Below are 25,605 nucleotides of genomic sequence, written 5' to 3'. Positions count from 1 at the left end.
CCTTGGTTAATCAGCTATTTCAGACTTGTGTGTACACCGTAGCCTTAAAGGAAGAGAGAAATAGAAGTGAGGTTTTCCAGATACCGCGATAAGTCAAGTGCGGGAGCTAGATCAGCAAGTGCGGGAGCTAGATCAGCAAGTGCAGGAGCTAGATCAACAAGTGCCGGAGCTAGATCAACAAGTGCCGGAGCTAGATCAACAAGTGCCGGAGCTAGATCAACAAGTGCCGGAGCTAGATCAACAAGTGCCGGAGGTATATCAGCAAGTGCCGGAGGTATATCAGCAAGTGCGGGAGCCGTTTCAACAAGTGCGGGAGCCGTGTCAGTTGTCATCTTCACAACTACAGCTTTTTACAACTAGCAAAAATCGTCATTTCTGCCCCCTGCTCCCTGCTCCCTGCCCCCTGCCCCCTGCCTCACTTCGACTTCGCTCAGTGACCACCTGCCCCCTGCTCCCTGCCCCCTGCCTCCTACCTCCTGGCTCAAAACCCGTAGCTTTGTACTTTATGCAAAAGAAAACTGCTGTATGTTATGAGTAATCAGCAAAAACCGGAAAATTTAGCTTTTGATAATCAGAGTTCATTACAAACTTTAGTCAGAGCAATTACCTTTTCTCAGGGGCAGTTTTCGCTGATTTTATTGCGCTGTAACTATGCTGCTTTACGTCAACGTATGGTAGAACGCCTGCGCCAATTATCTCCTGTGGAAATATGCGAAATTACTTTACCTGCATCAATCAAAACGCTTTACACAAATATACGCGAACAATTGGCAGATGAACAGCCACCTGCATTGATGGTTTTTGGTTTGGAGTCGGTTAAAGATATTGATACAGTTCTGACTTCAGCTAACCAAGTGCGGGAGGAGTTTAGAAAGAACTTCCCGTTTCCGATATTGTTATGGGTTAATGATTCAGTTCTGCAAAAATTTATTCGATTAGCAACTGATTTAGAAAATTGGGCAACTATCATTGAGTTTGAAAACCCTACGGATGAATTAGTCAACTTCCTTCAGCAAAAAACTGATGAAGTCTTTGCTGGTGAAGTAACGCCTAATTCCCAAATGTGCCGGGAATTAGAAACTGCTCGTCAGGATTTGCAAAATCGAGGAGAAGTATTAGAAGCAGCACTTCAAGCAAGTTTAGAGTTTTCGCTTGGCTTGAATGATTATCTACACGATCGAATAGATTCAGCTTTAGCACATTATCAACCAAGTTTGCAGTTCTGGCAACGAAGTAATTATTTAGAACGACAAGGTATATTAATCGTTAATATTGCTTTAGTTTATAACCGCCAAGCTGAAAAAAATCAGACAGAAAATCAACACTATTGGCAAGAGTCGAGAAATTACCTTGAGCAAGCTATTGATGTTTTTGAACAAGCAGGACGTTCAGATTTAATCGCAAAACATATTACTAAACTAGGTGAAGTACTACGAGGTTTGCAAGCATGGACAGAGTTGCAAAGCCTTGTGGAAAAGTCTCTACCACTACATCAAAATTATGGCACGTCGTTGCAATTGGCTAAAGATTATGGTTTTTTGGCAGAGGTAGCACTAGAACAGTCACGCTGGGATGAAGCTCATCAACTGGCGGGGCAAGCATTACAAATATTAGCTGATATACCTAATATTCAATCAGATGAATTTGGATTATATCGATTTATTTTAGCCAAATCACAACAGGGTTTAGGTCTAGTTCAAGCAGCAATTACTAATTTAGAAACTGCAAAAGTTGAAAGTAATCATCAATACAACCCACAATTATATATATCTATATTAGAAAGGTTACGCTTGCTCTACTTTGAACAAGGTGAATATCTCAAAGCTTTTTATATTAAGCAAGAGCAACTACAAATCGAACAACAATATGGTTTCCGCGCCTTTGTTGGTGCATCTTACCTCAACCCGCAACGACAACCAATTAATTCTGCACTGCAAGTTGAAAATGCAGAAACCATTGCTCAAGAAATCGCTGCTTCTGGACGGGGACAAGATGTGAAGCGGTTGCGAGAAAGAATTGGCGGGACTGAGCATAAATTAACTGTAATTCATGGTCAGTCAGGAGTGGGTAAAAGTTCGATTTTACAGGGTGGATTAATCCCGGCGTTGCAACAACAATCAATTGGCGAGCGAGATGCTTTACCTATTTTGTTGCGAGTTTATACAGATTGGGTGGGAATGTTGGAGCAAAGTTTAACTAAGGCTTTTGAGGAAGTTAGAGGTAAGAAATTATCTGTTAATTTTGATTCTTCAGCAGCGATTTTAGAACAATTACGCAAAAATGGCGATAGAAATTTGTTGACGGTTTTAATGTTTGACCAGTTTGAAGAGTTTTTCTTTGTTTATCCCGACCAACATCAAAGGCGAGTGTTTTATGATTTTTTGCGAGTCTGTTTAGATATTCCTTTTATAAAGGTTGTTTTATCATTACGGGAAGATTATTTACATTATTTATTAGAGTTAGACCGTTTGTTTGATTTGACGGTAATTAATAATAATATTCTTGATAAAAATATTCGCTATTATTTGGGTAACTTTTCCCCAGCCGATGCCAAGGCAGTTGTAGAGAGTTTAACAGCACGTTCGCAATTTTATCTAGAACCTACGCTAATTGATGAATTGGTGCGGGATTTAGCAGGTGATTTGGGTGAGGTGCGCCCGATTGAATTGCAAATTGTGGGGACGCAATTGCAAACTGAGAAAATTACAACTTTAGAAAAGTATCGTCAGTTTGGTACTAAAGAAAAACTGGTCGAGCGATTTTTAGAAGAAGTTATTCATGATTGTGGTTTTGAAAATGAACAGGTTGCACGACTGGTTTTATATTTACTCACAGATGAAAATGGCACTCGTCCTTTAAAAACTCGTGCTGAGTTAGCTGCAGATTTGGTGGCAGAAGTTGATAAATTAGATTTGGTGTTAGAAATTTTTGTGGCATCAAGGTTAGTATTGCTGTTACCAGAATCACCTGCTGACCGCTATCAATTGGTACATGATTATCTCGTGTCGTTTATTCGCCAACAACAGGGCAATGAAATATTAGCAGAATTAACTAGAGAGCGAGAAAAACGCCTGCAAGCAGAGGAAAGAATTAAAACGGTAAGGGAAGAAATAAAAACTGTTGAGGTAAAATTACAACAAGTCCAAACCACTCTCGAACAAGCGGAAGCAAAACTTACAGAAGCACAGAAAGCAACAGAAGCAGCAGAAGCAGCACGTAAAGAAGCACAAAAGGGAACCGAATTAGAACGAGCTGGAGTTAATGCTTTAAGACAGTTTGAATATGCAGAGTTAGAATCGCTATTGGCAGCAGTGCAGAGTGGTAAAGAATTAAAAACTTTGGTCAAAGATGGTCGCCCTTTAGAAAAATATCCAGCTATCAGCCCTATTTTTGCTTTGGATAATATTCTCAATAAAATTAAAGAACGTAACCAGTTTCAAGGGCATCAAGGCAGTGTCAATAGTGTGAGTTTCAGCCCGGACGGCAAAACCATCGCCACGGCATCATCTGACAAGACAGCGCGGTTGTGGAACCTGCAAGGGCAACAGATCCAAGAATTCAAAGGGCATCAAAACAGTGTCTGGGGTGTGAGTTTCAGCCCGGACGGCAAAACCATCGCCACGGCATCATCTGACAAGACAGCGCGGTTGTGGAACCTGCAAGGGCAACTGCTGCAAGAATTCAAAGGGCATCAAGGCAGTGTCAATAGTGTGAGTTTCAGCCCGGACGGCAAAACCATCGCCACGGCATCATCTGACAAGACAGCGCGGTTGTGGAACCTGCAAGGGCAACAGATCCAAGAATTCAAAGGGCATCAAAACAGTGTCAATAGTGTGAGTTTCAGCCCGGACGGCAAAACCATCGCCACGGCATCATTTGACAACACAGCGCGGTTGTGGAACCTGCAAGGGCAACAGATCCAAGAATTCAAAGGGCATCAAAACAGTGTCTGGGGTGTGAGTTTCAGCCCGGACGGCAAAACCATCGCCACGGCATCACTTGACAACACAGCGCGGTTGTGGAACCTGCAAGGGCAACTGCTGCAAGAATTCAAAGGGCATCAAGGCAGTGTCGGTAGTGTGAGTTTCAGCCCGGACGGCAAAACCATCGCCACGGCATCACTTGACAACACAGCGCGGTTGTGGAACCTGCAAGGGCAACTGCTGCAAGAATTCAAAGGGCATCAAGGCTATGTCAATAGTGTGAGTTTCAGCCCGGACGGCAAAACCATCGCCACGGCATCATCTGACAACACAGCGCGGTTGTGGAACCTGCAAGGGCAACAGATCCAAGAATTCCAAGGGCATCAAGGCTATGTCTTAAGTGTGAGTTTCAGCCCGGACGGCAAAACCATCGCCACGGCATCAGATGACGGAACAGCGCGGTTGTGGAACCTGCAAGGGCAACTGCTGCAAGAATTCAAAGGGCATCAAGGCATAGTCTCAAGTGTGAGTTTCAGCCCGGACGGCAAAACCATCGCCACGGCATCATCTGACAAGACAGCGCGGTTGTGGAACCTGCAAGGGCAACTGCTGCAAGAATTCCAAGGGCATCAAGGCTATGGCTATGTTTATAGTGTGAGTTTCAGCCCGGACGGCAAAACCATCGCCACGGCATCACTTGACAACACAGCGCGGTTGTGGAACCTGCAAGGGCAACAGATCCAAGAATTCCAAGGGCATCAAGGCTATGTCAATAGTGTGAGTTTCAGCCCGGACGGCAAAACCATCGCCACGGCATCTGATGACAAGACAGCGCGGTTGTGGAACCTGCAAGGGCAACTGCTGCAAGAATTCAAAGGGCATCAAGGCTATGTCAATAGTGTGAGTTTCAGCCCGGACGGCAAAACCATCGCCACGGCATCTGATGACAAGACAGCGCGGTTGTGGAACCTGCAAGGGCAACTGCTGCAAGAATTCAAAGGGCATCAAGGCTGGGTCAATAGTGTGAGTTTCAGCCCAGACGGCAAAACCATCGCCACGGCATCAGATGACGGAACAGCGCGGTTGTGGAACCTGCAAGGGCAACTGCTACAAGAATTCAAAGGGCATCAAAGCTATGTCAATAGTGTGAGTTTCAGCCCGGACGGCAAAACCATCGCCACGGCATCATCTGACAACACAGCGCGGTTGTGGCCTGTGGAGAATTTAGACCGTTTGCTGGTGCGGGGTTGCAATTGGCTGCATGATTATTTGCAGAATAACTCGAATTTGGGTGAGAGCGATCACCATCTCTGCGACGATATCAAGTAAAAAGCAAGTGAAAAATTATGCATCGCCGGATTAATATCAGCTAGCCAAATAAAACGTGATTGCGGGTGCAACGATCGCAAAGCGTCTCGTAGAAAAGAGAAGCAATCACAAGCTCGATCCGGTAGCAATGCGATCGCCTCTATCTATTCGATGTAGCTCAAGCAATATTTTGCGATCGCCCTCTCATATTGAATCATTTTAACCAAAGCGCGATGGCACTACTTGTACTTGTCCATCAGGCGATCGCTTCTTTAATTCTTCTGCTTTTATAGCCCAATACGGTTGGGTTAAGGGTTATTGGTACAAAATATTGGGTTTTGAGACGCGATAAATCGCCGTCTCTACAAGTGTTTTGGTCTGCGATCGGGGTTTACTTGCAGTCTCATCTACTCTCAAAGCCTACATGCGATCGCCCAAGGCAGCGTTTCTTTGAGTGTATCTTTGAGTAAAGAACTTGGATTGACTGGGGAAATTTCAGGCAGAAAGCGATCGCCATCTCAGCTCTTACCCCTTTCTCCTCTTATGGGATGATGAAGTCAACTGATTTGCTATGCCATCATCAGCAATAAAACAAAATGTCAGTTGAGGTTTTTCATGGCATTAGAAGGGGTAATTTTAGATATTGATGGCACGCTGGTTATCAGCAATGATGCTCATGCAAATTCCTGGGTAGAGGCATTTGCAGGTTATGATTTGGAAGTGCCATTTGAAACAGTTAGACCACTCATGGGTATGGGTGGAGATCAACTAATTCCTAAAGTAGTGCCAGAATTAAATGGTGAAGAAGGAACTGGCAAAGCGATCGCTCAACTACGCAAAAAACTCTTATTTGACAAATATATACCGCAAATTACTGCTGCTCCTGGTAGCAGAAACTTAATATTAAAGATGCAAAAATCGGGATTGCATCTGGTTGTCGCTAGTTCAGCAAGTTCTGAAGAACTTGAGATCATGCTGAAAATTGCCCAAGTAGATGATTTGCTAACGGAAGTAACTACATCTGATGATGCTGAAGCATCTAAACCTGCTCCTGACATTGTAGAAGCTGCCTTGAACAAAGGGCAAATAACACCAGAAAAAGTCGTGATGCTAGGAGATTCGCCCTATGATATTGAGTCTGCCAGCAAAGCAGGAGTAGGTGTAATTGCTTTGCGTTGCGGTGGCTTTAGCGATGAAGAACTGTCGGGAGCGATCGCAATTTACAACGATCCAGAAGATTTACTCCAGCAATATGACTCTTCTATTCTGGGTGCAAATGCTTAAATATTAAAAGAAGGAAGAAGGGTAGGCGATCGCACTCGATTCATTAACAAAGCTGTGCAATATTATACTAGTCAAAAAGCCTTAGAGCCATCCTACGGGCGGGACTTGATTTGGAGTTGGTGAAGTTTTGAGGCGATATCTGGTGAAAAGCTACTTTGCATCTGCGCTTCCCACTTTTCTAGAAGACGCGATTAATCGCGTCTCTAACCTTTGGCTCAGACCTTAGTGTAATTATTGATTATCTTAGCTAAATCTGGCACTGCTTCTTCTACGTGCTTTTTGGCTGAACCGCGAAGTTTTTCATAGGTTCCTCGCACAATTTGGCGGGTTGAGTTCTTGACTCTGGCATCGGTAACACTCAGTAGCGCGTCTGCTGTATCAGAGCGATTCGTACTCAGATATTCAACTGGATCGCCTTTCTCTACGCCTCTACTCCAGATGGGATCGAGAGCTGTAAAGCATTGCGGTAATATTTGCTCAACGACATAGGGAATATACCCTGGCTTAATCCCTTTCAAAGCAGCAAAGGCAGTTTTCAAAGCGATGCCGCTCATGCCTGACTTGGATGCAAGCTGTCCTTCAATCATGTTGCAACAATCATCTACGACCATAGCCTTTTTGGTCGGATTCAAAAGTCCCTCACTAAGTCCCATTTCACTCTTCCTTATCTAAGTACTTAATTCTATTCGGCTAATTTTTTAGCAAGCAGGAAATTACAGAAAATGGTATCAGAGTTAGAGGATGTTGTGGATAAGCTGATACGCTTTTAAACTGCATAGTTGAGAAGAAGCAAGGGGGCAGGAGGCAGAAGGCGGGGGGCAGGGGGCAGGGGAGCAGGGGAGACAAGACAAAACAGAAAAGGGATTAACCCCACCTGTTGCGCTAGCTTCCCGTAAAGTACGAGAACCACTTATAACTTATAAGAAGTGGATGTACTCAAACCTATGTTCCGCTCTGATTCACGGCAACAGTAAAAGGTCTTTTCCCCCCAGCCCCTCTGCCCCCTGCTCCCTGCTCCCTGCCCCCTGCCCCCCTGCTCCCCTGCTCCCCTGCTCCCCTGCTCCCCTGCCCCCTGCCTCTTAGCAGACTTAAGAGCTTATCCCATCCTCCTGAGACCTAAGTTGCGTCTCTGGCTGACTTGAGCCAGCAGGTAGAACTTCATGTCTAGTTCCGGAAGCTCCATTTGGTGAATCTGGAGGATTTGAACCTCCTCGCTTCCGAGGTAATATAGCCTGAGCCAAGCTCTTAACCAAAATATAGAGAATTGGCACTAAGAACAAACTCAAGAATGTCGAAAGCATCAGCCCGCCAAACAGCGCTGTTCCTAAAGACCAACGGCTGCTGGCTCCAGCCCCTTGAGAAATCACTAGAGGCAAAAATCCTAACAGTGCGGCAAAGGATGTCATTAAGATCGGTCGCAAACGTTCTTGTCCCGCTTTCACCGCCGCCCTTGTGTAGCTCATACCCTGCTCGTGCAGTTGATTGGCAAATTCCACAACTAGAATTGCGTTTTTCGCAGCTAGACCAATCAAAGTTACCAAACCTACCTGGCAATAGATATCATCGACCACTTTTGGGAAGAGGCTACCTACCATGAAAATATTGGAACGCAGCCAAATCGCTGTCATTGCTCCCAAAACTGCCAAAGGAACTGTCAGCAAAATGATAATCGGGTCAACGTAGCTTTCATACTGAGCTGCCAGCACTAGAAAGACAATAACGATCGCTAAGGCAAAAATCAAGCCCGTAGCTCCCCCAGATGTCTTTTCTTGCAGATAAGTGCCTGTCCACTCATAACCAAACCCTTGAGGTAAGTTTTCTGCTGCTAGTTGCTCCATTGCTTTAATCGCTTGCCCAGAACTAGCACCGGGAGCCGGAGCGCCCTGTACTTTGATTGACCTGTACAAGTTGTAATGGGCGATGGTTTTCGGCCCTACAAAGGGAGTAATTTTCACCAAACTGCTCAACGGAATCATCGCCCCATTGGCAGAGCGAACATACAGCTTGCCAATATCATCTGGATTAGAACGGAACACTCCATCTGCTTGGACATATACCCGATACTGTCGCTGTCCCTGGACAAAGTTATTCACATATTGCGACCCCAGATAAGTTTGCAATGCCCCAAAGATATCGTTAATTTCAACATTGAGAGCTTTGGCTTGGTTGCGGTTTACCTGAATGTCAAATTGGGGAGTATCTGCGGTGAACTGAGTGAAGACTCCTTGGAGAACAGGGCTTTTACGTGCTGCCCCAATCAATTTTTGAGTAGCATCAATTAGGTTTTCAATCGGCGCACTGCCGGTTTTGTCTTGAACGATAAACTCAAAACCACCCGTAGTACTTAATCCTCTCACTGGAGGAGCATTGACTGCGATCGCTCTGGCTTCTGTAATTGCAGATAGCTTGGCGTTCAGTCTTTGAAGTATGCCATAAACAGAGTGAGATTGTTCAGCTCTCTCTTTCCAGGGTTTCAGGTTAGCAAAGGCAATACCTAAATTAGAAGCATTACCATCGAAACCAAAGCCACTGATCATAAAACTAGCTTTAACTTCGGGAGCCGATGTCACTTCTTTGACTACCTTGTTCATCACAGATTCGGTATATTTCAAAGAAACCCCGTCAGGCCCCTGGACAATGACAAAGAAGTAACCTTGATCTTCCTCTGGAATAAATCCGGTAGGTACTGCTCTGTACATCAAAACTGTTGCTAATAAACCAGTGAGAAAAACGCCGATTACAATCGGCTTGATATGGGTAAGGTAGCTAACAAACCTGACATATCGCCGCGTGAACCAGCTAAATCCTCGATTAAATCGGGTAAAAAACCACCCCAAAGGGCCGCGTGGAGTCTGAGCAGGGCGCATGAGAATGGCTGCCATACTCGGAGAGAAGGTTAAGGCATTGAAGGTGGAAATGCCAATGGAGCAAGCAACGGTTAAGGCAAATTGTTTGTAAACAATCCCAGTAGTGCCTGGAATGAAAGCAACTGGAATAAATACCGCCATGAGTACAAGTGAAGTGGCAATGATTGCCCCAGTTAACTCCTTCATGGCTTCGACAGCCGCCTGAAAGGGTCTCATACCCTGTTCTAGTTTGACTGCAACTGCCTCCACCACAATAATGGCATCATCCACGACGATCCCGATCGCGAGAACAAAACCAAATAAGGTGAGTGTATTAATTTGAAATCCTAAAACCAACAGAGCCGCACACGTCCCAATCAAGGAAACGGGGATCGCCACAGTCGGAATGATCGTGGTACGCCAGTCTTGTAAAAAGACAAAAATTACCAAGACCACTAGGACAATTGCCTCAACCAGAGTGTGTAGAACTTCTTCTAAAGAAATTTCTACAAACGGAGTGGTATCAAATGCCAACTCGGCTTTGAGTCCTGGTGGAAAACTTTTCTCTAATATTTTGATCTGTTCTTCAACAGCATGAGCAACGTTCAAGGCATTACTACCGGGAAGTTGATATATCCCCAAACCCACGGCTGCCTTGGGAGCATTTCCTGGAATAGTGAATTTGGCATCAGCCAGATAGTTCTCTGCTCCTAGTTCGACTCGACCAACATCTCTGACTTTAACTAAAATGCTATTGGTGCTATTAGTAGCGCTATTACTAGTGCTATTACTGGTGCTATTAGTGCCAGCTGGAGTCACCTTCAGCACCATATCTTCAAATTCAGCCGCATCTTTAAATCGACTGGTTGCCCGTAAAGCAAATTCAAAGCTTTGATTATCTGGTGCTGGTTCCTTACCAATCGCCCCTGCACCCACTTGAATATTTTGTTGTTGCAGGGCAGCTGTGACATCTTGCGGAGTTAATTGATGTTGGGCAAGCTTGTTGGGATCGAGCCAGAGACGCATAGCATATTTGCGTTCTCCAAATACCCTGGCACTTCCCACACCAGGAAGCCGTTTAATCTGATCGAAAATATACAAATCGACATAGTTACTGATAAAAATGTTGTCATACTCATTATTTTCTGAGTAAAACCCATAGACCAGCAGCAAACTGCTCGATGCTGTTTCAACAGTTACACCTGTTCGTTGAACAGTATCTGGCAATTGAGGTGAAGCCAGTGCTTCTTTATTTTGAACGTTTACTTGAGCAATATCGCTATTGACATTAGTTGGAAACGAGACGGTTATATTACTAGAACCATCATTACCCGTATTAGAAGATATATAAGATACATCTTTAACACCATTAATTTGTCGCTCAATAATGTTGGTGACAGTATTTTCTGTTGTTTGAGCATCTGCACCAATATTGTTGGAGCTAACGTTGATTTGCACTGGGGCAAGGTCTGGTAGCTGAGAAATGGGAAGAATCGGTATACAGATGCTTCCCAGCAGCAAGATAATGAACGTGCAGACCGTCGTCAGCACTGGCCGCCTGATGAAGGTATTGACAAACATAAATCAAGCAATAATGGAATTGTTTCAGACTGGTTAGGAACGTAGTAGCTTTTTATTAATATAAGGATTTATTAAGGCTTAATGTTAGATATTTTCTTTTTCCTATAGTCAGTATAGGAATGCATACATTTATGCTGATGACTCAATGTATCATTAGAGGCAGAGCGATTAACTAAGGTTTTAGCGTCAGTTTTACCCCACCCTAACCCTCCCCGTATGTATTGGGGAGGGAACAATAAATCTTGTTTCCCCCCTTAATAAGGGGGGATTAAGGGGGGTAATTGGACTTGTGTATACATCGTAGCCCTGCTCCCTGCCCCCTGCCCCCTGCCTTATTTTCAAGACAGGTTTAATCTAGCTCGATCGCAAGAGAGTTAGAATTTGGTCTCATCAACTGAAAAATGCGGTAATGAATCTAATTTCTAATTATCTTTGCCATTACTCGAAAAATTTAACGATTGCTCGTCATTGACCCAAATTGCTTGTTGAGGTACAGAGATGGAAATTCCCGCTTCGTCTAGGGCAACTTTGAGGCGGCGGCGAAACTCTCGTGCTACATCCCATTGTTTGAGGGGCAGTGTTTTAATCCAGACACGAATAATCAAACCGCGATCGCCAAATTGATCTATTCCCAAAACTTGCGGCGGTTCCAATATTTGACTCTGCCATTGCATTTCTTGATTCATGTTATCAGCAATAGTTGCAATCAAGTTCAAAGCCTCTTCTGTATCCGCTTGGTAGGCGATGGGAATTGTTAAATCGGCTCGCGACCAACGACTAGAAAGATTGGCAACAACTTTAATTTCACCATTGGGAATTGTAATCAAGCGCCCTTCAGAATCCCGCACTTGGGTCATCCGCAGATTCAGATTTTCTACTAAGCCTCCCACGCTTCCCACATTAATCACATCGCCTAAAGCATACTGGTCTTCTAAAATGATCAAAAAACCGTTAATCGCATCTTTAATTAAGTTTTGCGATGCCAAAGACAATGCAACACCAACTAAACTCGCACCTGCTAGTAAGGGAACGATATCTATCCCCAAGGATACCAGCGCGATCAAGAAACCTACTCCTACCCAGATAACAGTAGTGATACTTTTAGTTACACCAGAAAATGTGGAAACACGCAGTTGCAACCGCGCAGAACTTTCTGGGGTGAGGAAAGCACTACTACTAATCAGTGTGGAGGCGAAGCGGTCAATCAGGGCGTAGGTCAAACGAATTGCTACATAGGTTGCCAAGCATACAACACCTAATCGCACAGGAAATTGGGCGGCTGTGAGAATTGCTACTTGAAAACCTCGTGTATAGGGAAATAGACCCAAAATAAAGAAGCTTCCACCTGCCCAAATTCCGGCTTGACTGAGCTGAAATAATCGTCTTTTGGCTTCTTGGAGATGTTGCTGTTGTCGTTGATTTAGTTGTGTTGTAATTGCTTGATCTGCTGGTTTTGAGTAGTTGAAGAGTTCCCTTTGGGGTTGGGAGGCAATGGAGTTTTCTAAATTCTTTTGGGAACGCCGCTGCCAGCTATATACCCCCCAACTCATGACAATCATTGCTAGTCCGATACCGCCAGCAATTTTACCCTGGTCGATTAAAGATTGAATTTGCCTTTCTTGCTTGGCTTGTTGCAAGTCTTCTTGTAATGATTCGGCGACTTGATTTGCCGATGTCGATACATCTACCTGTCGCAGTCCCGCATCTTCAGAAGTAACGGTCATCAGATATTGACCGTTGACATAAATTACTGGTAATTCGTTTACTTTGCGAACATCTACCTTAACTGGTGTGTTTGCTGGTGATTGAAAGTAATTTTGACCAATTTTCTCCAACTTCTTTTGAATATCTTCTGAACGCTCAGGAAAGTTGGTTCTTGTTGCCGCTATTTGAAATAACCGACGACCATCTAAATAAATCCAGCCGGAAACAACTCTGTTATCTGAATCATTACTAATACTGCTGGGAGCTTGCAGTTGCGGTAACAAAGGTATCTGGGCTGTGGCTTTTGGCACAGATACAACGCCTATGGCCATTGAACTGGCGATGCCTACGGCGGGCAAAGCCAACGCCAAAAATTTAAAGCGCACTCAAACACCTCCTTAAGTAAAATCTATCAATTACTACTTTAACTATCCTGCTTAATTCCTTTGGGTAGATGTACCTATCTAAAGTTGAAGTTTTCCCTTGAGTTGATGAAAATTTGATGTTTTTTCTTTGCCTTCTATCTTTAGACAGATGACAAAAATCAGTATGTCAGGACTGAAAGAGTCTTACTCTTACCAAAGATAAAACAAAAAGGAAGAAGCTGAAGAGGAAGTTGACATTCCGGCGATCAAACGTCAAGCTAGTTTTGAGGATTCTTGACTAGTAATTTGCTTTCATCCAAGCAAAAATCGCCAGTAGTAGAATAACCTAGTAGAGTGCGTAAAACTTACGTAGCTTTTTTAATTTTTTGAGGTAACTTTTGATGACCGCAACTTCTCCCCGATTAAAGCACGAGGTTAAAGACCTCGGCCTAGCTGCCTTGGGAAGACAGCGCATTGAATGGGCTGGACGCGAAATGCCAGTTTTGAAGCAAATCCGCGATCGCTTTGCGAACGAAAAGCCCTTCGCTGGTTTACGCCTAGTAGCTTGTGCCCACATTACAACCGAAACAGCACATTTGGCGATCGCTTTGAAAGCCGGTGGTGCAGATGCGCTTTTAATTGCTAGCAATCCCCTATCAACCCAAGATGACGTAGCCGCTAGCCTCGTCGTCGATCATGAAATTCCTGTTTTTGCTCAAAAAGGCGAAGATAACGCAACTTATAACCGCCACGTCCAAATAGCTTTAGATCATCGCCCCAACATTATTGTTGATGACGGTAGCGATGTAGTTGCAACTTTGGTACAAGAACGCCAACACCAAATTGCTGATTTGATTGGTAGCACCGAAGAAACCACCACTGGGATCGTCCGGTTACGTGCCATGTTTAGAGAAGGCGTTCTCACCTTCCCCGCAGTCAACGTTAACGACGCGGACACCAAGCACTTCTTTGATAATCGCTATGGTACTGGGCAATCAACCCTAGATGGCATTATCCGCGCCACCAATATTTTGTTGGCTGGGAAGAATGTTGTTGTTGTCGGTTATGGCTGGTGTGGTAAAGGTACAGCCCTCCGCGCCCGTGGGATGGGTGCTAACGTCATCGTCACCGAAATCGACCCCATCAAGGCAATTGAAGCCGTAATGGATGGCTTCCGCGTCCTGCCAATGGCTGAAGCTGCACCTCAAGGTGATATATTTATCACTGTCACAGGTAACAAGCACGTCGTTCGTGGCGAACACTTCGATGTCATGAAAGATGGTGCGATCGTTTGTAACTCCGGTCACTTTGACTTGGAACTTGATTTAAAATACTTGGCTGCACAAGCTAAAGAAATCAAAGAAGTTCGTCCTTTCACCGAAGAGTATAAATTGAAAAATGGTAAATCAGTTGTCGTTCTCGGACAAGGACGCTTGATTAACCTAGCTGCGGCTGAAGGACACCCCAGCGCGGTAATGGATATGAGTTTTGCAAACCAAGCTTTGGCTTGTGAATACCTGGTGAAGAATAAAGGTAAGTTGCAACCTGGTTTGCACTCAATTCCGGTTGAAGTCGATCAAGAAATTGCTCGGTTAAAGTTGCAGGCTATTGGTATCACCATTGATAGCCTCACACCCGATCAAATTGAGTACATCAATTCTTGGACAAGTGGAACTTGATACATTGATTAGTTGATTTTTTGAGGGATAAGCTTTTGGGCTTATCCCTTTTTTTTGGGTTTTGCCCATATTGCAAGCTTAATCCGCAAAGTGCAAAAGCTTACTTAAAAAATTAAATTTCAGGAAAATTTAGAAAATACTGAAATTGTTTTTGATATCAGAATGCGATCGCTATATTATATTTGTCGTTGACGGCGTTTTTTTGCTATTCCACGCCGATATGCGACTTATTTTTAGAACCCCACTTCCATTCCTCTCCCCGTTGGCGTTAGCCTGCCGTTAGGCAAGCGCATAGAGGCTTTGAATCTTACTCCCCTTCCCTCTTAGGGAAGGGGCTGGGGGTTAGGTTTGAGATAAAGTTGCACACCGCGTTATTCCTAAATCTTCTATATCTCTAGCCCAAACTTGTTGATTAACTATTTCTACTAGCGGCACTTTGCTTGGGGACATCCAAGAATTAAATTAACGTAAGTTTGACGAGTGCTATTTTGACCTCTCCCCCAGCCCCTCTCCTACCAGGAGAAGGGAGCAAAAACCCTCCTTACTCGTTACTCTTCCCTCCCCCTTATAAAGCTACGGTATATACACAAGTCTGAAATAGTTTACTCACCTGGTTTTACCCCACCCTAACCCTCCCCGATATATTGGGGAGGGAACTGAATTTTCTAGTTTCCCCCCAATATATCGGGGGGATTAAGGGGGGTAATTTTACTTGTGTATACACGGTAGCCCTTATAAAGGAGGGAAACTTATACCAATTCAATTAATGATTGCAACACATCCTTGGGTAAAGACGCGATAAATCGCGTCTCTACAAATGGTCTATTTGTCACATTATTTTTTCAAATTGGTATTAAAATCTTGCCCCCTCCCCAACACATACGGGGAGGGTTGGGGAGGGGTGATTCAAGGATTTTTGCAAGAGGTCTATTTTTTTATTTGGAAGTCCCTTGTACTGGCTGCAAACTTGTATCTGAGTTTTGCACTTTGTACTTCTAGATTCTATCGGTTGTATTCGCATCAATATTGCAATATTAATCATCAAGATTACAATCTTAATCATCAATATTGCAATGTTCCTCATCAACATTGCAACTTTCTTCATAAATATTGCAATGTTCCTCATCAACATTGCAATATTCCTCATCAACATTGCAACTTTCCTCATTAACATTGCAATCTTCCTCATCAATATTAAAGCAATTACCAAGAAAAACAGGTAAAAACTGGAAATATAGAGGAATTACCCAAATTGGTTGGAATTTTTTTAACAAATATAATTATCACTAATTTTACTGAACCAAAAAACAGCTTTAGTAAGCCAAAGTAGCTTTAGAAACCTCTCTAAGGAATATATTGATGTCTCGTAAAAAACGTACATCCCGTGTTCTCGAAAAAGCTGAGTTGAGATCCGCTGGACTAAAAGCAATTGATTCAAATATGAGTTTTGGTGATGATTGCGATTTGCAAAACTTGAATCAAGCAATTGAACAGCTAAGAACCATGCTTGATGCTTATAACACTGCCTTAACTGTAATTGATTCTTCTAAAACTAAAATTGATGCGATGGAGAAAACCCTAAGTAATCTTACAGACAAGATGGTAAGAGGGGTTGCTTTTAAATATGGCAAAGATAGCAGCGAATATGAAATGGCGGGTGGGGTTCGTGAGAGCGAACGGATTCGCAAAGGCAGATTAAGCCGCCTGAAAGCTACTGGTGGAGAAGCATCAGATAAAAATCCTAAAACTACCTAATACAGCCCATATAAAAGCATAAAACAGCAGGAAAAGCAATGTTCTTACAAGGGATCTACGGAAAGAACAAAGGCACTTGGCTGATTAAAATTCTTTTCTTAATTATTGCAATTGTTTATGGTAAAGCATAACCCATTGCAATTTTTTATATTTACTAACGGTCTTTGATAAACAATAATTATATACAGCTACTATCATGCATCATCATGCATATTAGATCGGGCATTTTGTAGTTATATTTAATATTTTAGAATACTGAGACTCTTGCTGCATAGTGTTTTCAACCATTTTGCTTGTCTAAATACTGATTAGAGTTTATAGTGATACGGTGTTTTCCGTTCCTTGTCTCGGCAGATTCATAACATGATTTATTCTGGCAAATTACACAAGTATTTTGCGGGCATTTCTTTGTCTGTAATTTTAGTAGGTGACTTAGTTCTCACACAAAAAACTGCTCCAGTTTTAGCTGAAACCATAAATACATCGGTCGGTGAACCTGTGACATTCAGTTGCAATGATAGTGAAGCGGCAATCGCAGCTAAAAATGGTCCCAAAGTAGCTAATGGAACAGCAAGAATTTACATTGGTTATCAGCAATTCTCAAATAACAAAAACCCTATAACTATCCGCTTTAATAATGGGATAAAAGCATGGTGTCGTGATGATTACGAAACCACGGGCGATGATGGTACAGGTTACGGATTGTATTGGAATGGAAGTGATGTTTTATATGGCATTTACTCTTCTACAGGCAGTCAGACAGGTAACAATTTTAGCCGTTTTGCCAGTGGTCGGTGGTTGTCTAGCTATGGTAATGGAGGCGGACCAAAAGCCGCAGTGATAGCCCGGATTAATCCAGCTAATGGCCAGGTTGATTATGCCACATTTTTATCTTCTAAAAAGCCAGACAATGGACAAACTAATTCTTTACTTGTCAATTCTCTATCATGGAATGGCACAAATTTAACTGTGAAAGCTCAGTCATGGTGGACTCCTCGTGGCACTAATACAAATTCCATGAATTGCTCTGGTTCATCACCTTATCAATACACAGCCGCATTTACAAGCGATTTAAGAACGATGACCTCAGCTTCAGCCAATACTTGTTGGTAAAAGGGAAAAATTTAGCTTTCAAATTAAGGAAACATATTGTTTCCAGTTGTTTAAGAATTGACAACAACCCTGGCGAATCGAATTTACAACCTTAAATCCCCAACTTCTTATGGATTTAAGGTTTTATTGTTGTTCGCAAATGATTTAAAATTGACTTTGTAGAAACAGCGATTCATCGCGTCTCTTGCCTTAACCGAATTGAAAGTAACGCTTCATTTAGGGACACGAACGAAGTTTTGCGTCGATTCGTGCCCTAGACACAATGGAATACCTATTAGACCTCTTGCAAAAGTGCTTTTTGCAAGAGGGGGAAAAGGGTAAAGGTTAAAGGGGAAAGGGACTTTTGCAGAACCTTTTTCCCCTTTCCCCTTTTCCCGACAAATGCTAAGAAGTCTATTACTCCAGAATTACCAGAGGTACCGATATGACTGTTATCACTCCTGATAGTCTCATCGTGGAGGAAAGTCCCTCTCACACCGCGCATAAACCAAATCGTATGCTCTGGATCAGCGAAGCAGGAGGACTTACCCAGTTCGGCGCGTTCATCGAAGTCTTGCAGCCTGGCTCTCGTTCGTCGATCAAACATTGGCATAGTGCTGAGGATGAAATGGTCTATGTCCTCGAAGGCGAGATCGTGCTCATCGAAGGAGACGCGGAGGCTGTACTACGTCCTGGCGACGCCGCAACTTTTCAAGCAGGAGTGCCGATAGGCCACTTTCTCGAGAATCGTAGCTCCAAGGCAACGCAATGCCTGATAGTCGGCACTCGAGCGGAAGTAGACACAATCACGTATCCTGACCACGATCGGGTTTGTCACCGTGACCGATCGCTGCCAGACGACATTTGGACTAACGGCGCGGGAGAACCTGCCTCGAGTCCCTACTAGAAATGATTGCTGGATGCTTTTTGTACGCGCAGCGTGCGGCTGTGTAAAAATGCCCGACGATGTTCTGGCTAGGTGCGCTATCAAAGCGTCGCCTAACAAGTTGCTGCACCGGAACGCCACAAGTTGGTCGGTTGAGTTGCCAAGGTTGTCTGCGTCCGGTGACGTTTGGTCGTTAAACACCCAGATTTTGCTGTATCTGCCCCTAATTGTTCCCATTGGGACGCTGAATAATTGTCTCTACCACCCGCCGCTTGGCTTTAGGATCGATACCTACTAAGCGCACATACTCACCGCTATATTCTGCCAGAGTTGCCTCCAAATTTGAGATTGCATCAGTCTCAGCATCAATGTGGCTATGAACACAAGTTTGCCAAGAACCTGTGCGAAAACGGCGCTCATCTACGTGTTCAATACTAATTTTGTAACCTTGAGATAATAATTGTCTAATTTGAGCTTGTGTGTCTAGGGTCAAATGTGAATTTGATGCTTCCTGTTTCTGAAATCCATTAGTTTTTACTTCTTGGGTTGGGCCATTTGCCGGCTGAGTAATTGGTTTAATTGGTGTTACAACAGTAGGTGGTGCTGATTGAGAATTTCTACCTCGATTGAGACGATTGTAATCATCAACCAAATGGGAATTTTCCACCCGTTTTTGTTCGCCAACCAGGAAGTTACCAGACTCGATTAAGTGAGACAGCCTGAAATCTGGCTTTTGAAATTCTGGCGGCCCTTTAGCGCTGTTAACCACACTCAAGGATATCTGTTCAAAACCTACTTTATGGATGTAGTTGCGGATTTGTTCGTCATAAATGCGCGATCGCAAAGCGCTAAAAAAGTCAATGGACTGATTGACAAAAGTATCAACTAGCTGTTCAACTTCCTTCTGTGACAGTCCATCCTGTTCAAAAATCCCCTTGACAATTCCCACTTTATCGTCTCTATTTGGTTCCCAGTAGAATTTCTCCATCCGTCCATCCCGAATTAACGGTGCATAGAGGGTAGAAAAATCATTACCTGTGACAATAATCGGTACACGATGTAAAGGTGTGGAATCATAGCTTCCCGGCAACTGCACATCTGTGGGATTATCAGCAATATTCATCAGTGTGGCATTCACCAACTGCGTGTTTACAGTATATTGAGTCCCTTCATCAAAACGTCCTGCACCGGCATCTAAATCGTTAATCATCAGTACACACATTTTGCCGCGTACTTTGATCAGTTCTGCTGTTTCCCGATAGCGCAACCGAATCAACCGCGCTGGATCTCCCGCATCTGGACTTTCCAATTCGCCACCAGATATGTTAGTAACTTCGATACCCATTTTCTCGAAGACTAATTGACATTGAAATGTTTTGCCTTCTCCTTTGCGTCCATGAATACCCAGTATCACGGGAACTCGCACGCCAGGAAGCTTCAGGAAGTTTTTGGTAATGTGGACAGCAAGTTTGTCCAAAAAGCGGGGAGCGATGTAGTAACCCATGAGTTTATGTGATGAAAAATTAACACTTCTAAGGTTAATGTTAATTTTTTTTGGGGATAGCGATCGCTTTTCTTTCAGACAAGCTTGTGTTTGTTCATCTGTTGGGTTGATTAGACATCTCGCAAAAGTAACAAATGCTAAGATATTGAACTTCTTGGCATTGTAGGGGAAAGGGGAAGGGGTCAAGGGGAAAGGGATAGAATTAATTTCCACTTACCCTTTAACCTTTCCCCGACATCTTGCAAAAGTAAATTTTGAAAGATATCTATTGGAGAAAGGTTAAAGGGTAAGGGAAATTGTATCTACTACGTCTCATTAGGCAAAATTTCTTTTAAAGCAGACAACGCCTCTTCTGTTAATAAATCTGGGTTGTTAGGATCTTGAGGCAATATAATACCGCGCTTTGCAAGAGCAGCAAGAATTTCAGGAGTTAGTCGCGAAACAGGAGGCGTTGCGCCACCGTATACACTTTTCAATTCCTCATCATCTATTACTTCTTCAATAAACATAACTGGAGCTAGATTGAAAACGACGTTATCTTTGATTTTGTTTTTAGTCATAAACCACGTCTTAATTACGCCTTTTTAACTAATCATTGAATATGTACTTAATCTATCATCTAAAAAAAGGATAAATCAAGGTTTTATCCAAAATATCCTAGTTTTATGACTAATTTTGCTATTTTTTTGATTAATCCAATTAGGCAAGGTCTGAGGACGCGGTCGCACTTTTTGGCAGTGTGCCAGTTGAAAAATGTTTAGCCCAACGCTGGCGGTGGCTTTTCAGATTATGGCAAAAACGATTGTAAAAAACCTTGAAAGTGTAGTCTCAACGTTACAATTGGCCCAATACTTTATTTGCACTTGTTGTGGTTTAACATCACTTTTGATTTAATTTTACTTCTGTAATGCTGATGGATACTTATAATATGGTAATTAAAATTTAACTATGGAAACACAACCGATACAAGTAATTGGAGGTGGACTAGCTGGGACAGAAGCAGCTTGGCAAATAGCGCAAGCTGGAGTGCCAGTAATTCTGCATGAAATGCGTCCAAAGCGATTTAGTCCGGCTCATCATACAGAACATTTAGCAGAATTAGTGTGTAGTAATTCCTTTGGGGCAATGGCAAGCGATCGCGCGGCGGGATTATTGCATGAAGAGTTACGCCAACTCGGTTCGATTGTGATCTCAAAAGCTGATGAACACGCCGTACCTGCTGGTGGGGCGCTAGCTGTAGACAGGGGACAATTTGGCCAAGATTTAACTGAAACTTTAGCGAGTCATCCTTTAGTTGAATTCCGTCGGGGTGAAGTGTCTGCAATTCCTGAAGGAATTGTGGTTTTGGCAACCGGGCCTTTAACTAGTCCCGATTTAGCAGAAGATTTGCGCCGCTTTACCGGGATGGAATACCTCAGCTTTTTTGATGCAGCCAGTCCGATTATCGTCGGAGAATCGATTAATCGTGACATTGCTTTTATGGCATCACGTTATGACAAAGGTGAAGCCGCTTATCTTAACTGCCCAATGAATAAAGAGCAGTACTTGCACTTTCGAGAAGAACTCTGTAAAGCTGAACAAACAGAACTCAAGGGTTTTGAACGAGAAACGGCGAAATTTTTTGAAGCCTGTTTGCCCATAGAAGAACTAGCCCAGCGCGGGGAAGATACCATGCGCTACGGCCCCCTAAAGCCAGTGGGATTGTCAGATACTCGCACAGGAGAACGCCCTTATGCTGTGGTGCAGTTACGACAAGAAGATAAAGCCGGTCAACTATGGAACATGGTAGGATTTCAAACAAATCTGCGTTGGGGCGAACAAAAGCGAATCTTTCAATTAATTCCCAGTTTAGAAAAAGCAGAGTTTGTCAGGTTGGGAGTGATGCACCGCAACACTTTTATTAATGCTCCCCAGTTAATGCATCCTACCTTGCAATTTAAAGAGCGTCCGACATTGTTAGCCGCTGGGCAATTGATTGGTACTGAAGGTTACACTGCGGCGGCTGCGGGTGGTTGCTTGGCGGGAATTAATGCCGCGCGGTTAGCCTTGGGTAAAGAAGCTTTGGTTTTACCACCAACAACCATGATCGGTGCATTATTAGAATTTATTAGTTCCGCTTCGCCCAAACATTTCCAACCAATGCCGCCTAACTTTGGGATTTTTCCCGATTTAGGAATGAAAATCAAAAGTAAACCAGAGCGTTATGGACGTTACCGCGATCGCTCTTTAGCTGATTTGGCAAATTGGAAAGCTAATCGTAATTAATGGGCATTGGGCATGGGGCATGGGGCATTGATTATTTCCCTTGTCTCCCCGATCTATTTTTTAATAGTGACTAATCCATGTATACCTAGCGCTGTAATTACACCTCCCAGTAATCCCCAAGTACCATCGGCAAATACGTTGATGCGATGAATGTAGGTGCGATGATAGGCATACTCTAACTGTCTATCATTTACTTTTCCGACCTCTACCAGGTTTCCCACATACTTTTCGGCTTTAATCAGTGCTGCATAATCGAGATTAAACCAATACAACGATACTCCCACCACTGCCAAACCTGGAGCAACCAATGTAATTAAAAGAATTGCTATGCGTGCGTTCATACATCTCACCCGCTAATAAACCTGCTCAATGCTGACATACTTAGAATCCTTGTGTTACAACTTGGCAGGCCAATTTAATAATGCGTTGGAGTGAGTGAATCAGATTTTGGGAATAATCCTCATAGTGTTTGAAAGCATCGTTTTAGTTAGGTTCGCACTATGAGAGGGCGATTTCTAGAAAAAAAGCAGATTTATTGCTGTTTATCTATTGCATTTTGCTGTATTTTGTGGATTTGTTTGGCATTAATTCCAGCCGATGCAACGTCTACAGAGTCTATTGATACTCTGCGACAACAGCAGCAACAAATGAACCAGCAGCGTCAGGGTGTAGTTGGAGAGCGCGATCGCTTAACAAATCTCCAACAAGAGGCCCAAAAACACCTCACTGGTTTAAACCAAAATCTGCTAACTACAGATAGCTATCTTCAAGAGAGCGAATCACGATTACAACTTGCTAGCCAACGCCTCCAGCAGTTAGAAGCTGATTTAGATGTGGCAGAACGTTCATATCAGGAGCGGCAAATCGCAACAGTAGCACGATTGCGTTATCTCCAGCGATCGCCTGCTTTTGCGGGATGGGCGGTTTTGCTCGAAAGTGAAAATATCAGCGACTTTTTCAGCCGTCGTCATCAGTTGAAGTTAGTGTTTCAAGCAGACCAGAAAATTTTGCTAAAACTCAACACCCAAGCAAACTCAATCGATAAACAAAAAACGGAAGTAGAACAGCAAAAAAACGAAATCGGCTTAATTCGCGAACAACTGTTAGCACAAAAAGCCGATTATCAAACCCAGGCGCAATCACAATCAGAATTGATTCAACGCCTGAATAGCGATCGCCTCGCCTTAGAAGCTGCGCAAAATCAGCTAGAAAGAGAATCCAAAAATCTGGAAGTTTTGATTCAACAAAAGGTAGCAGAAGCCCAAGGAAAAACCAACAGCCGAACAGGTATCATCATTCGAGGAACTGGTATAATGGCATATCCTAGCGATGCTTCTACTAGCAGTCCTTTCGGCTGGCGGATACACCCAATTCTTGGCTATCGTCGCTTTCATGCCGGCTTAGATTTTGCCGCTAGCTATGGCAGTAAAATTCGAGCAGCCGATTCAGGAAGAGTAATTTTTGCTGGCTGGTATGGTGGTTATGGCAGAGCGGTAATTATCGACCACGGCAATGGCATAACTACACTCTACGGGCATACTAGCGAGTTATATGTTTCTGAGGGACAAGCAGTTGAACGCGGACAAGCGATCGCAGCTGTCGGTTCCACAGGTTTCTCAACTGGCCCCCACCTCCACTTTGAAGTTCGTCGCAATGGTACACCCGTAGACCCAGCTAATTATCTTTAAAGCTGCGAATTCGATCGCAGACGTGCTATAATATTGAAGAATGAGGGCGCGTGGCTCAGTGGATAGAGCAACAGATTCCGGTTCTGTGGGTCGGGGGTTCAAATCCCTCCGCGCTCGTTACCTTTACAGACTAACCAGAAAATCGAGAGGTCATTTTCTCTCATGGGATAAACCTAATTTACCATATGAGACAGAATGGGAATGGATAGTCTGGAATAAAAAAATTAGCCAAAAACTTTAAACTGTGTAGGTTGGATTAAGGAACGTAGCTTGCTGCCCATACCACTTCGTGGAAGCAAGCTACGCGTAGCGTCCCGAAGGGAAGGCTAACCCAACATTTCCGGGGCTTTGTTGGGTTGTGCTTTGTTACAATTTTTCTTAACTGATTCAGTCTCTCACCCCTATCTCTACCCCGAACTTTTTAAAAAATCAAACACCGTCGCATTTGTTGGGCGAATTCCTAAAGTAGAAGTAGATGCTAAATCTTTCCTATTAGCAGCAAATGGGTATGATGCAACTAGGATTTTTGTGGAGCGCAATTAATTATGACTGCTTTAACCTTACAATTACCTGCTAATCTGCAATTTACTGATGAGGAATTTGCACAGATTGTCGCTGTGAATAAAGAATTACGACTAGAGTTAACTGCGGAAGGGGAATTAATTATCATGTCACCTACTGGGGGAGAAACGGGAAACCGTAATTTTGAACTGTATCTTGATTTAGGAGTTTGGAACAGACAGAATAAACTCGGAAAAGCTTTTGATTCTTCTACTGGGTTTAAATTGCCAAATGGGGCAACTCGTTCACCTGATGCTTCTTGGATAAGGATAGAAAGATGGGATGCTCTTACCCCAGAACAAAGAAAGAAATTTCTCCCTTTGTGTCCTGATTTTGCAGTGGAATTAGTCTCTGAAACTGATGATGTAGAAGATACTAAAGCCAAAATGACAGAATATTTAGCAAATGGCTTACAACTGGGTTGGTTAATTAATCCTAAAGAGAAACAAGTAATAATTTATCGCCCAAATCTTGTACCGGAAGTTTTACAATCTCCTACAAGTTTATCGGGTGAAGATGTTATCCCTGGTTTTGTTTTAAATTTACAGCAGATTTTTGCATAGATAACTGATTATCTTGATTTTATTTCTACTCAAATTCGCTGAAACCATCGACGCTTCCTTGAAAGCTCAAACCAGATTCGACACCGCCGCAAGTGCTGAGTGTAAGAACTTTAGAAAAGTGAAAATCTTTTTTGATTGGCGATCGCACTTCTTCAGCAAAAAAATCAACTAACTTAAAACCAATATGGTTTTTCAGTACACTAACGCATTTGTCACTATAGCATCGGTTAATTTTGAGAAGTTAGTGAATTTCTATACCAAATTGCTGGAGCAAAAGCCAGTTATTTTGATTCCCAATGTTTATGCTGAGTTTAATTTAGTTAGTATGCGTTTAGGTATTTTTAAACCAAAGAACACAAACGAATCGGAATTTGAAGCGAGCGCCAAAAGTAAGATAAGTTTGTGTTTAGAGGTGAGTAACTTAGAAGATGCGATCGCTCACCTAACTGCTTTGGGCTATCCTCCACCAGGAGACATTTCCATTGCTTCCCACGGCAGAGAAATATATGCCTATGACCCTGATGGCAATCGTCTGATTTTACATCAAGCTGCTAAAAGGAGTCATTAGTCATTTGTCATTGGTCATTTGCAAAGGACATAG

General features: G+C 43.2%; 18 protein-coding genes and 1 tRNA gene. 13 read left to right on the top strand and 6 right to left on the bottom strand.

The window, feature by feature from the left end:
• Window positions 1-97 precede the first annotated feature (97 nt).
• From NSTC731_RS22920 to NSTC731_RS22905, 4 genes are all read left to right on the top strand, one after another.
• A complete protein-coding gene (locus tag NSTC731_RS22920; protein ID WP_445626939.1) occupies window positions 98-538 on the top strand; it encodes a hypothetical protein in 441 nt (146 codons plus the stop codon).
• Complete coding sequence (locus NSTC731_RS22915) at window positions 531-5,252, top strand: WD40 domain-containing protein (protein ID WP_445626938.1); 4,722 nt, start codon at window positions 531-533, stop codon at window positions 5,250-5,252. The genes NSTC731_RS22920 and NSTC731_RS22915 overlap by 8 nt, the downstream gene beginning before the upstream one ends.
• Window positions 5,253-5,307: 55 nt before the next feature.
• A complete protein-coding gene (locus NSTC731_RS22910; protein ID WP_445626937.1) occupies window positions 5,308-5,454 on the top strand; it encodes a hypothetical protein in 147 nt (48 codons plus the stop codon).
• Window positions 5,455-5,846: 392 nt separating this feature from the next.
• Window positions 5,847-6,515: an HAD family hydrolase gene (locus NSTC731_RS22905; RefSeq protein WP_445626936.1), complete on the top strand. Its 669-nt coding sequence runs from the start codon at window positions 5,847-5,849 to the stop codon at window positions 6,513-6,515.
• A gap of 215 nt (window positions 6,516-6,730) precedes the next feature.
• Here NSTC731_RS22905 and NSTC731_RS22900 read toward each other — a convergent pair whose 3' ends face one another.
• The 3 genes from NSTC731_RS22900 to NSTC731_RS22890 all read right to left on the bottom strand — a co-directional run bounded on the left by NSTC731_RS22900 (window position 6,731) and on the right by NSTC731_RS22890 (window position 12,978).
• Window positions 6,731-7,168: a DUF6918 family protein gene (locus NSTC731_RS22900; protein ID WP_445626935.1), complete on the bottom strand. Its 438-nt coding sequence runs from the start codon at window positions 7,166-7,168 to the stop codon at window positions 6,731-6,733.
• Between the two features lie 435 nt (window positions 7,169-7,603).
• The gene (locus NSTC731_RS22895; protein ID WP_445626934.1) at window positions 7,604-10,942 is read right to left on the bottom strand and encodes an efflux RND transporter permease subunit; all 3,339 of its coding nucleotides are present in this window, start codon (window positions 10,940-10,942) and stop codon (window positions 7,604-7,606) included.
• A gap of 422 nt (window positions 10,943-11,364) precedes the next feature.
• Window positions 11,365-12,978: a mechanosensitive ion channel family protein gene (locus NSTC731_RS22890; RefSeq protein ID WP_445632149.1), complete on the bottom strand. Its 1,614-nt coding sequence runs from the start codon at window positions 12,976-12,978 to the stop codon at window positions 11,365-11,367.
• 434 nt (window positions 12,979-13,412) lie between these two features.
• On the opposite strand from NSTC731_RS22890, the gene ahcY reads away from it, so the two are divergent.
• The 4 genes from ahcY to NSTC731_RS22870 all read left to right on the top strand — a co-directional run bounded on the left by ahcY (window position 13,413) and on the right by NSTC731_RS22870 (window position 18,444).
• The gene (gene ahcY, locus NSTC731_RS22885) at window positions 13,413-14,690 is read left to right on the top strand and encodes an adenosylhomocysteinase (RefSeq protein ID WP_445626933.1); all 1,278 of its coding nucleotides are present in this window, start codon (window positions 13,413-13,415) and stop codon (window positions 14,688-14,690) included.
• A 1,359-nt stretch (window positions 14,691-16,049) separates the two neighbouring features.
• Window positions 16,050-16,445 carry a hypothetical protein gene (locus NSTC731_RS22880; protein WP_445626932.1) on the top strand — a complete coding sequence of 132 codons (396 nt, stop codon included), beginning with the start codon at window positions 16,050-16,052 and terminating at the stop codon, window positions 16,443-16,445.
• 363 nt (window positions 16,446-16,808) lie between these two features.
• Window positions 16,809-17,558 carry a hypothetical protein gene (locus NSTC731_RS22875; protein ID WP_445626931.1) on the top strand — a complete coding sequence of 250 codons (750 nt, stop codon included), beginning with the start codon at window positions 16,809-16,811 and terminating at the stop codon, window positions 17,556-17,558.
• Window positions 17,559-17,982: 424 nt separating this feature from the next.
• A complete protein-coding gene (locus NSTC731_RS22870; RefSeq protein ID WP_445626930.1) occupies window positions 17,983-18,444 on the top strand; it encodes a cupin domain-containing protein in 462 nt (153 codons plus the stop codon).
• A 202-nt stretch (window positions 18,445-18,646) separates the two neighbouring features.
• Here the strand turns inward: NSTC731_RS22870 and NSTC731_RS22865 are convergent, their stop codons facing one another.
• The gene (locus NSTC731_RS22865) at window positions 18,647-19,927 is read right to left on the bottom strand and encodes a ribulose bisphosphate carboxylase small subunit (RefSeq protein WP_445632148.1); all 1,281 of its coding nucleotides are present in this window, start codon (window positions 19,925-19,927) and stop codon (window positions 18,647-18,649) included.
• 305 nt (window positions 19,928-20,232) lie between these two features.
• Complete coding sequence (locus NSTC731_RS22860; protein ID WP_445626929.1) at window positions 20,233-20,487, bottom strand: hypothetical protein; 255 nt, start codon at window positions 20,485-20,487, stop codon at window positions 20,233-20,235.
• Between the two features lie 388 nt (window positions 20,488-20,875).
• Between NSTC731_RS22860 and trmFO the strand changes: the two genes are divergently transcribed.
• Complete coding sequence (trmFO, locus tag NSTC731_RS22855) at window positions 20,876-22,192, top strand: FADH(2)-oxidizing methylenetetrahydrofolate--tRNA-(uracil(54)-C(5))-methyltransferase TrmFO (RefSeq protein ID WP_445626928.1); 1,317 nt, start codon at window positions 20,876-20,878, stop codon at window positions 22,190-22,192.
• Window positions 22,193-22,245: 53 nt separating this feature from the next.
• On the opposite strand, the gene NSTC731_RS22850 is transcribed toward trmFO, so the two are convergent.
• Window positions 22,246-22,533 carry a hypothetical protein gene (locus tag NSTC731_RS22850; protein WP_445626927.1) on the bottom strand — a complete coding sequence of 96 codons (288 nt, stop codon included), beginning with the start codon at window positions 22,531-22,533 and terminating at the stop codon, window positions 22,246-22,248.
• Window positions 22,534-22,692: 159 nt separating this feature from the next.
• On the opposite strand from NSTC731_RS22850, the gene NSTC731_RS22845 reads away from it, so the two are divergent.
• The 4 genes from NSTC731_RS22845 to NSTC731_RS22830 all read left to right on the top strand — a co-directional run bounded on the left by NSTC731_RS22845 (window position 22,693) and on the right by NSTC731_RS22830 (window position 25,572).
• A complete protein-coding gene (locus tag NSTC731_RS22845; protein ID WP_445626926.1) occupies window positions 22,693-23,880 on the top strand; it encodes a murein hydrolase activator EnvC family protein in 1,188 nt (395 codons plus the stop codon).
• A 44-nt stretch (window positions 23,881-23,924) separates the two neighbouring features.
• Window positions 23,925-23,997 (top strand) — tRNA-Arg (locus NSTC731_RS22840).
• Between the two features lie 428 nt (window positions 23,998-24,425).
• Window positions 24,426-25,004, top strand: coding sequence for a Uma2 family endonuclease (locus tag NSTC731_RS22835; protein ID WP_445626925.1), 579 nt, complete (start codon window positions 24,426-24,428; stop codon window positions 25,002-25,004).
• 184 nt (window positions 25,005-25,188) lie between these two features.
• Complete coding sequence (locus NSTC731_RS22830; protein WP_445626924.1) at window positions 25,189-25,572, top strand: VOC family protein; 384 nt, start codon at window positions 25,189-25,191, stop codon at window positions 25,570-25,572.
• The last annotated feature ends 33 nt before the right edge of the window (window positions 25,573-25,605 follow it).

The sequence above is a fragment of the Nostoc sp. DSM 114167 genome (assembly GCF_052692655.1).
This window is presented reverse-complemented; position numbering and strand designations above follow the sequence as displayed.